Source organism: Synechococcus sp. UW179A, from assembly GCF_900473965.1.
Classification (GTDB): Bacteria; Cyanobacteriota; Cyanobacteriia; order PCC-6307; family Cyanobiaceae; genus Synechococcus_C.
In genome coordinates, this window is the sequence record NZ_UCNJ01000003.1 from 1 (window position 1) to 9,949 (window position 9,949).

Consider the following 9,949-nt stretch of genomic DNA (forward strand, 5'->3'; position numbering starts at 1 on the left):
TTTTGAATTGGTCAGATTCCAATAAGGCATGGATATTGAGAGGATTAATGAAAAACTGGAAGATCAATGCTTCATTCGTTTTCTCGGCTACAAAATCAGCGAGATCACCCTCGAAGCATGCAAAGAGATTCTGTCGCCAGGTGTGGAATCGGGTATTTAGACCACCAAAAAACTGTTTAAGCCTTGAAGTTTTTTTGTTTATGAGTTTCATACCGTGATTAACAACTCCTTCTGATCCTGGAAGGACGCTGCTCTTGGCCCTAATAAGGGTGTGTTGCAGCAATGTGTTTGGTTTCATCCTTCTTGGTTTGAATCTTGGCTCGTTCAGTCGATAATTAATGGGTATGCATGGGACCCATGGCTCAGCAATCGCCGACATCCTCCTCCTCCGCTTCTTCCTCTGGGCTTGAGATCAACGCAGCCACTGATGCAACTTGGGCAGTGGCTGCTAATAGCTTGCCTGAAACAGTGACGATCAATGGTGTGGAGTACAACTCCGCTGATCTCAACGGAAATACCCGCAAGTTGTTGTCGATCTATCTCGCCGATCAGAAAATTATTGGCGAGCAGAAGGAGCTCGTGGCACTCGCTGAGCTGGGTTTGAAGTCCCTGTTGGCAGAAATTGAGAGCAACTTGCCTGGTGCTTGAGCGAAGTGGTGGCTTTTGCTGCGGCCAATCTCCAGCAGGACTCGTCCCATTGGAGTGAGGTCTATCCGTTCAGTGAGCCCTTGCCCATCGACTTCCCTGCACAGTACAGCCACTTGAATGAGCCAGATCAGAGCGCCTTTTGTGCTGGAGCGACCGAGAGGTTTGCGGCTAATTGCTATCCAATTGTCTTGGCTGCTGAGCTGAGTGCTACTTCAAACAGCGTGTTCGAGTTGGTCATATAACGCGATGCTAAATGGTAAACAGTGCATGGTCTGGCGTGCCATTTCAAGGCCTGTCCGATACCAGAATGGTGGATGAGGTCACGACTTAGCCCTACCACTCTCCTCCCACTCCACTGCAATCGTGGCCGGACAATCGACCCCTTGGTTTGCGCAGGCGGTTGTGGGATGGCCCCCATCAAACTGGTTGATTTTGCTTGTTTGTTGTGTTGCTGTTTGCATCTGCGTCTCCATCGATGAAGGGCAGTTCTCGGTTGTGAATCGGTGTTCGCCTTTGAGGGAGAAGTGTTTGGTAAGCCTCTTGATGCTGCAGAGGCCATCGCGCGCTGCCCACGGATGCGCCGCAGGTGGGCTGAGTTCCACACAAGGCACTGTCTTCTTCTTCAACACCCTATTTCTGAAAGAACGAGCCTGTCACTAACGTGTGTGACCACTTATGTGCAATTGGCAACGATCTGAGATGACAAAATCGAGAGCTAAGTTGCCAGCGGTGAGTCGTTGGGCTGTGCGGGGGGCTTCGCTTGAGAAGGAAGGGGAGGCCTGTATGTGGAGCGTTTGGATGGCTGTTTCTTAAATGAGATTGGCTTGAGTTTACCTCTGCTGTGAGAATTGTTAAATCAATATCAAAATGATCGCTTTCGGCATTTTTCGAATCCAGGTTTGAAAAATTTCGAGTTGAGGCCTTGACAAATCAAGGGAGGATCTTGTTTATTTATAGAGAATTTGGCCTTTAAATGTCTCTCCAATTGCGCCGCTTGGCTTTAAGTGGATCTTGCTGTGTAGGTCTCCTGGGTTGTTTGTTTCCTGCTATGGCAGGCGCTCAGTCAATCCAAAATCGCGTGGATCCGATGAGTAAGGAAGCTTTTGCGCTATCTATAAAGCAGGCAGCCCTGACTGTTTGTGCATTAAGAAGATTAGATATGGACTATAAAGTTGCCTTGAATACAAGCGCTACTCCCGTTTTCCAATTGGTCAAATTTCAATTTGGCATGGATATTGAGGGAATTGATGAAAAACTGGAAGATCAACGTTTCATTCGCTTTCTCGGTTACAAAATCAGTGAGATTACGCTCGAGGCATGCAAAGAGATTCTGCCTCCCGACGTTGAGTTGACTATTCAAAAAATCAAGAGCAGGCTTAATCCTTAATTGTTTTTTAGCTTTTCGCTTCTCAGCTTTCTCTAAGGTTTATTCGCTTGGCTTGAGCAGCGTTGAAATCTCGTCACAGCTTGCTGCTCTTATGGGTCTTACAAGTCTCGGTTTCTCTTTATTCGGGTGCGGCACGCTCAGGTCAATTTGACGCTGGTGGTGGTTCTGCAACAGGAGAAAATGCTGTTGCAATCGGCGAATCAGCTAGCGCAAGCGGAAATTATTCAAAAGCAATAGGTGCTACTGCTAATGCAACGAATACTGGCTCCATCGCTATAGGTAATGCTTCACGTTCATTGGATGCAGGGTCGACAGCCTTAGGTTTGGCTGCCCTCAGCAACGGTATTAATGCCATTGCTGTTGGCTCGAATGCTTCGGCGCAATCGAATCAGAGTATTGCAATTGGATCCGAATCTAATGCAAGCGGAACAGCTGCGATAGCTGTTGGATCGAATAGTAATGCAGCTGCTAATGGATCAACAGCGGTCGGTCCGAATTCAAATGCAACCGGCACGACATCCGTCGGACTTGGATCGAATGCTTCAGCGCAATCGAATCAGAGCATTGCAATTGGATCCGAATCTAATGCAAGCGGAACGGCTGCGATTGCTGTTGGACCGAATAGCAATGCAGCTGCGAATGGATCAACAGCGTTCGGTCCCAATGCAGTTGCAACCGGCACGACATCCCTCGGACTTGGATCGAATGCTTCAGCGCGATCGAATCAGAGCATTGCAATTGGATCAGAATCTAATGCAAGCGGAACAGCTGCGATTGCAGTTGGATCGAATAGCAATGCAGCTGCGAATGGATCAACAGCGGTCGGTCCGAATTCAAATGCAACCGGCACGACATCCGTCGGACTTGGATCGAATGCTGCAGCGCAATCGAATCAGAGCATTGCAATTGGATCCGAGTCTAATGCAAGTGGAACAGCTGCGATTGCAGTTGGATCTAATAGCAATGCAGCTGCCAATGGATCAACAGCGGTAGGCCCGAATGCTAAAGCAGCGGGTACCACGTCACTTGGCGTTGGATCGAATGCTCAAGCAAGCAATATTAATGCCATCGCTATTGGTACTAATGCAATCTCTAGCGCCAATGGATCGATTGCTATTGGTGCAGGTGTAGTGGCAAGTAAGGTCAATGGAATAGTTATTGGAGGTAGCAATTCTTCTTATACTCTGCCAGGATTGGGTACACAGACTCTTAAAAGTCTTCCAAAGTCTGTTACTAACACAACTGTTGCTCCAGGTTCTGGCTCAACGGTTTACCAATATACTTTAAGTAATAGTAACGGCATTTATTACGCAGTAGGTGCTTCTAGTGTTCCCTCTAATGCCACATCGAGTTCGTCAACTGATTTCACGGGTGTTCGGTACTCTTACACAATTGATGGTCAAACCGGCACTCAATACAGTTATGGTATACCTAATTCGAATTCTGGCGCTAATACGTCATCAATAACGGCAACTAATGTTGCCTATACGCAAACAACCAAATATACGAATTATTCTGCTGGCAATGGATGGACTGCCTTGGCAAATGGCTTCAGTGCTAGTTCGGTCATGCTTGATGCAAGTGGTGATGTATACGCAACTGCTCCTTCAAGTTCGAATGCAACTTATTATATTAATAATGGTGTTTTGACGTCTGCAGCTAATTCTGCCACAAGTACATACGTTTGTAATCAGTCTTATGCCTCTAATGGTAATTCGATCGATTCTTGCGTTCCAGTTCCCACTTCTTCATCGAGTTCTACTACGAGTTCTTCGGCGACTTCTTACCGATCATCTTCGTCTATTCCTCAATCTAGTTTTAATGTCAATACTGTAGGATTGGTTGATAGTATTGGTGTTGCTGCGGCAAGTTTGCTTGGCGGGAAATCAAGTTCGCCGCCTTTGCCTGCCCCTCCGGGGCTTGCTACTAGCCCTTATTATGGCTCGTGTATTAATGCAGATGCTGCATCTCTAACGATATCGGGAGATGGTTTTTTCGGCGCTCAGGGTGAAATTGGGCTCATGCAAGTTACCAGCCTAGAAGCTGATTCGTTTACTGGTGAAGTAACCGGCATTTTTTTGGATGGATCAGTTGATTGTGGAGGGCTTTGTGTTGGTGGAGGTACTGCGGACGGTGCTACAAATATCGTGGGTGGTGGTTATATTGAAATGACAGACGTCAATATCGACGACGCAAATATAGCGATTGAAAGTGATGGAATATTTAAAGTGCTATGGGAAAGTGCAGATGCTGATTCAGTTAATCTTAAAGCTTGTGGCGAGGGGACAGGACGGTTTGACTTGGGTGGTGTTGCTATGGACCCAGGTACTCTCGCCATAGGGAACGCTAAGACTTTTGCAGCATCTACTGATTCAATTGCTATCGGTATCGATGAGGGAGCCAGTGTTGTCGCAGGTGAGGCGATCGTAATCGGAAGTGGTGTGGAAAATACTGCTGGAATTGATAATATATTAATTGGTTCAAAAGTTAGTAATACTAGTGGTAGTTATAATATTGTAATAGGCAAAGGCGTTCTCAATAAAGCTGGCACTGGCAATATAATAATGGGCAACGCAGCCGCTGCAGGAATTGCTACTGGTCAAGTCGTCATAGGTAATGGGGCTGGCTCATCTGGTGCTGGCTCGATTGCGATAGGTAATGCCACAACGGCAGATGTGGCTGGCTCGATTGCCATGGGTGATGGGGCGATTGCTACTGGTGGTGCAATCGCGATTGGCAATCTTGCGACCACTGGCGTAGCTGCTGGTGCTATTGCGATGGGTAATGGCGCTGGAACTGCTGGTAGCGCTGGTGCCATTGCAATTGGTAATGGTGCGGGAACTGCTGGTGGAAAAAATCAAATCGCGATTGGTAATGGTGTTGGTGCTCTTAAAGATTCAACAATCGCTATTGGTGATACTGCAAATGCCACACAAAAAGGTGCAGTCAGTATTGGATCAGGTACGAACGCAACTGCTGAAGAATCACTTGCTTTGGTGAGTGCTATAGCTTCTGGTGAAAAATCGATTGCCATTGGATCTGAAGCTAATGCGACGGAAGCCAATGCAATTGCACTGGGTACGGGTTCACGTGCAGCAGGAAAAAACTCCATGGCGTTTGGGGCAGGATCTCTCGCCAATAAAGACAACTCCTTTGCGCTTGGTGCCGGGGCGATTGCCAATGGCACTGGAGCCGGAGCAATCGGATATTTAGCTAACGCACAGGGTGTCAATGCGCTGGCGATTGGCGTTCAAGCTTGCGGATTGGGAAATAATTCCTTGGCACTGGGCACCCAATCTGTTGCCTCCGGAGTTGATTCTCTTGCGATTGGCTCTGCTTCATCCGCGACGAAGACGAATGCATCAGCCATCGGCACAAATGCCTCGGCGAGTGGTATCAGCTCCATAGCCTTTGGAACAAATTCCAGCGCTGCAGCAAATAATTCCTTGGCACTTGGCACCCAAGCTGTTGCCTCCGGAGTGGATTCTCTTGCGATTGGCTCTAATTCGTCCGCGACGAAGACGAATACATCAGCGATTGGCACGAATGCCTCGGCGAGTGGTATCAGTTCCATAGCCTTTGGAACAAATTCCAACGCTGCAGCAAATAATTCTTTGGCTGTTGGGTCCCAATCGACTGCAACTGGAGTTGATTCTCTTTCGATTGGCGCTAACTCGTCCGCGACGAAGACGAATACATCAGCCATTGGCACGAATGCCTCGGCGAGTGGTATTAGTTCCATAGCCTTTGGAACAAATTCCAACGCTGCAGCAAATAATTCTTTGGCTGTTGGGTCCCAATCGACTGCAACTGGAGTTGATTCTCTTTCGATTGGCGCTAACTCGTCCGCGACGAAGACGAATACATCAGCCATTGGCACGAATGCCTCGGCGAGTGGTATTAGTTCCATAGCCTTTGGAACAAATTCCAACGCTGCAGCAAATAATTCTTTGGCTGTTGGGTCCCAATCGACTGCAACTGGAGTCGATTCTGTTGCTATTGGATCTGTATCTAAAGCCTCAAATTATGGCTCCATTGCTCTAGGAGCGAATGCCTCATCGTCTGGTACCAATGCGATTGCGATTGGTACGAATACATCTGCTTCTTTCAATGACTCCTTCTTGATTGGTGCAGGAGCTATTGCCAACGGTACGGCAGCAGGAGCGATTGGATATCTCGCGAATACTCAGGGTGTTGATGCTATGGCCGTTGGCGTTAAGGCCTGCGCATTGACTAATAATTCCATGGCTCTTGGCACCCAAGCAGTCGCATCTGGGCTTGATTCTATAGCCATTGGTTTTAAATCTAATTCGTCAAATACGAGTTCAACGGCAATTGGTACTCAATCAGTTGCCTCTGGCGTGGATTCGATTGCGATCGGCTTTAACGCATCGTCAACGAATACAAATGCAGCATCCATCGGAACCAATGCGACGGCGAATGGGATTAATTCCATGGCCTTTGGTGCTAATGCACGTGCAACAGGAACCAATTCAACAGCGATTGGCGCTCAGTCTTTTGCGGATCAAACCAATTCGTTTGTGATTGGTCCTAATACCACGGCGTGTGGTGTGAATGCGGGTGCGATTGGTGCTAGTGCCAATGCCAATGGGAATTCATCATTGGCGATTGGTGTTCAATCGTTTGCCAACCAGACGAGTTCTTTAGCGCTTGGAACCAATGCGTCATCGATCGGGACGAACTCCACTGCCATTGCTGTGAATGCCTCAGCAACGGGCGCGAATTCGATGGCGATCGGTTATTTCTCCACATCAAATGGGGTGAACTCTGCAGCTTTATCGGTTCAAGCCAATGCATCAGGAAATAATTCCGTGGCCTTGGGTGTATTTGCCAATGCCCAAGGTGGTAACGCCTTGGCCTTTGGCACAAAATCAATAGCTGTTGGCACCAACTCCACCGCAATTAGTTCTAATTCTTCTGCCACCGGGAACAATTCCATCTCCATCGGTGTGGATTCACAAGCCACAAAGACGAATGCTCAGGCATTTGGTGTTTCAGCGAAAGCAACAGGTGTGAACGCCACTGCCATTTCTGCAAATGCAACAGCATCAAGTCCTAATTCAATTGCCATTGGTATTGATTCTCTATCGAGTGGGCAGGATTCCGTTGCGATTGCTGCCAAGTCAAAGTCAACAGCTGAAAACTCTTTGTCGTTCGGCGTTGCTGCGCAGGCGACGGCTCTCAATACGGTGGCGATCGGTACGCAAGCCATTGCAAATCAAACAGGAGCGTTGTCATTTGGTGCGAACGCCACAGCCACGGCGAATTACACCATGGCCTTTGGTGTTGGCTCTAATGCGAATGAAAATAATGCAATGGCAATCGGACATGATGCAGCAGCATCATCAGCCAACAGCATTGCGGTGGGTCTGGATGCTCAGGCGAGCGGAAACATGTCAATGGCTTTGGGTTTGAAATCACGATCGCTTGATACTGAAACGATTGCGATTGGTGCCTATTCGAATGCGAGCCAAACCAATGCCACGGCCTTTGGTACCAATGCCAATGCCTTAGCTGTGAATGCGATGGCGATGGGTACGAATTCATTGGCTAGTACAAAGGATGCTTTTGCTGCTGGTCTTGAGGCGAAAGCAACGGGTGTCAACAGCATGGCCTTGGGGATGCGTTCATCAGCCACCAATACCAATGCGTTGGCTTATGGCTCCTTGGCCAATGCCACAGGAAATAATTCGATGGCAACCGGTACGCAGGCGTTTGCGAATGCATCAGAAGCGATTGCCTCTGGCGTGAAAGCGAAGGCCACAAAGACTGGCGCTATTGCCTTTGGTGCCTACGCGAACGCCACGAATGTGGAGACGATCGCAATCGGTGGATTTGCGCAAGCGATTGGAGCCAATAGTACGGCGATTGGTGTGAATAGTTTTGCCAATAGCGAGAAAGCCCTTGCGGTTGGAGCTTGTAGTCAGGCACTTCAGAGTGGGGCGATGGCTCTTGCTGCTTATTCGTATTCCAATGGAACCGATGCGATCGCAGCCGGTTATCAAGCGAATGCATCTGCTGATAACGCCATCGCGTTAGGCACGAATACAACAGCTAGCGCTACGGATTCTTTTGCTGCTGGTTTTAATTCACGAGCCACAGGTGTGAATTCAATGGCCTTGGGTAGTTCTGCGAGTGCAACTGCAGATGGAGCCTATGCAGCAGGTTTGCTTGCCAGTGCAACGGGAACTAATTCGGTGGCCTTGGCCACCAATGCATCGGCGACAGGGTCGAATGCCTATGCGTTAGGTGTGAGTTCCGTTGCGAGTAGAGATAACGCTTCTGCTTTTGGCACTCGGGCCAATGCCAGTGGAGAAGCATCGTATGCCGTTGGTTTGTTGTCTAGAGCTTCAAACCAAAACTCTACGGCATTTGGGACTAAATCAACGGCTAGCGGTGTCAATAGCTTTGCGATTGGATCAAGTGCGTTAGCAACTGGTCGCGACTCTGTTGCTGTTGGTGTGAAAGCAAACTCGACTCAGAACGAATCGTTTGCTGCTGGCACACAAGCCTCTGCGAGTGCTAACCAAGCTTTGGCTTTCGGTGCTAATGCGAACGCATCAGGAAATTATTCTCTTGCCGTGGGTTCCAATTCTCAGGCCAGTGGTGAGAATGCTCAAGCTCTTGGTGATAAGGCCAACGCTTCTGGACATAGTTCCTTCTCGGCTGGTGCCAAGTCACAAGCAACCAATACAAATTCGGTGGCAATTGGTACAGGGTCGTCTTCTACGAATACATCAACGTTGGCCGTAGGCACCAATGCGAGTGCAAGTGGGTTTCAATCCACTGCAATTGGCTTTAAGGCCAATGCATCGGCCTACGATTCTGTCGCTGTAGGTGCACAATCAATTGCTAACGCAAATAATACGATTGCCTTTGGTACTTCATCACAAGCGACTGCTCAAGGGGCCATGGCTTTTGGTCTTCAGTCACAGTCCAGCGCCGATGATTCGATTGCCATTGGCTTCAAATCCCTAGCGAATCAAGACAACAGCACGGCTATTGGTTCTCGCTCCAAAGCAACAGGTGTGCGCTCGATTGCCTTTGGTCAGCAAGCTACAGGAAGTGGATCCGATTCAATTGCAATTGGCACTTTATCCACTGCCATTGATCGAGACTCTCTTGCGATTGGTTCGAGTAGTGCTTCCACTGGAAATGAAGCGTTTGCTTTTGGCACCCGTGCAGTCGCAAGTGGTGAACGCTCCACAGCCATTGCCACCAATGCTTCTGCCGTTGGTGTGAACTCCGTTGCTTTTGGAGTGAATGCTGATGCTGAAGGATTTAATGCCTTTGCTTTTGGAACTGGGGCGATTGCTCGCGGAAACAACGCATTTGCCTTTGGAATTAATGCAGTGGCGATTGGTGATGATTCTTACGCCTTTGGTGATAGTGCTCGAGCTACATCGTCTGCCAACGACTCTTTGTCTACGGGGACGAATGCAAATGTTACTGCCGGTGATGCATCCGCATACGGTCTCGATTCTTTCGCCAGCGGCACTCGTGGTTATGCCTATGGGACCTCGTCTCGTGCATTGTCCGATGATGCGTTTGCCTATGGCACCGATTCTCATGCTGTGGCTGTTAATTCAACGGCTTTTGGTACAGACAGCACCAGCCGAGGTGTGAATTCGATGGCCTTTGGTCTTGAATCACGCGTTGGTACTCAGTCGCCTAATTCTTCAGCCTATGGAGTATCGGCGTATGCAAAGGGATCTAATGCATATTCAATGGGAACAGAAGCGAATGCTAATGGAGTGAATGTAACGGCTATTGCTACTGGTTCTGTTGCGAGTGGAGTGAATACTCGCGCTCAAGGTGTGAATGCATTCGCCGATGGCGTCAATGTAACGGCGTCAGGGACTGGCTCTAGAGCTATTGGAACGAATGCAAAAG

The 9,949-nt window shown here is 48.6% G+C and carries 5 protein-coding genes; 4 read left to right on the forward strand and 1 reads right to left on the reverse strand.

Annotated features, from left to right (window positions below; genetic code table 11):
• Nucleotides 1-298 (reverse strand): hypothetical protein (locus tag DXY31_RS17260; RefSeq protein ID WP_206749779.1); only part of this gene is annotated, 298 nt, incomplete at its 3' end.
• A gap of 59 nt (nucleotides 299-357) precedes the next feature.
• On the opposite strand from DXY31_RS17260, the gene DXY31_RS16635 reads away from it, so the two are divergent.
• From DXY31_RS16635 to DXY31_RS16290, 4 genes are all read left to right on the forward strand, one after another.
• A complete protein-coding gene (locus DXY31_RS16635; protein WP_170953476.1) occupies nucleotides 358-648 on the forward strand; it encodes a hypothetical protein in 291 nt (96 codons plus the stop codon).
• 524 nt (nucleotides 649-1,172) lie between these two features.
• Nucleotides 1,173-1,346 (forward strand): hypothetical protein, encoded by a 174-nt coding sequence (locus DXY31_RS17810; protein WP_371638955.1) that lies wholly within the window; start codon nucleotides 1,173-1,175, stop codon nucleotides 1,344-1,346.
• Between the two features lie 350 nt (nucleotides 1,347-1,696).
• The gene (locus DXY31_RS01510) at nucleotides 1,697-2,035 is read left to right on the forward strand and encodes a hypothetical protein (RefSeq protein WP_137024848.1); all 339 of its coding nucleotides are present in this window, start codon (nucleotides 1,697-1,699) and stop codon (nucleotides 2,033-2,035) included.
• A 62-nt stretch (nucleotides 2,036-2,097) separates the two neighbouring features.
• On the forward strand, nucleotides 2,098-9,949 hold a 7,852-nt coding region (locus DXY31_RS16290), incomplete at its 3' end, for a hypothetical protein (protein WP_170953478.1).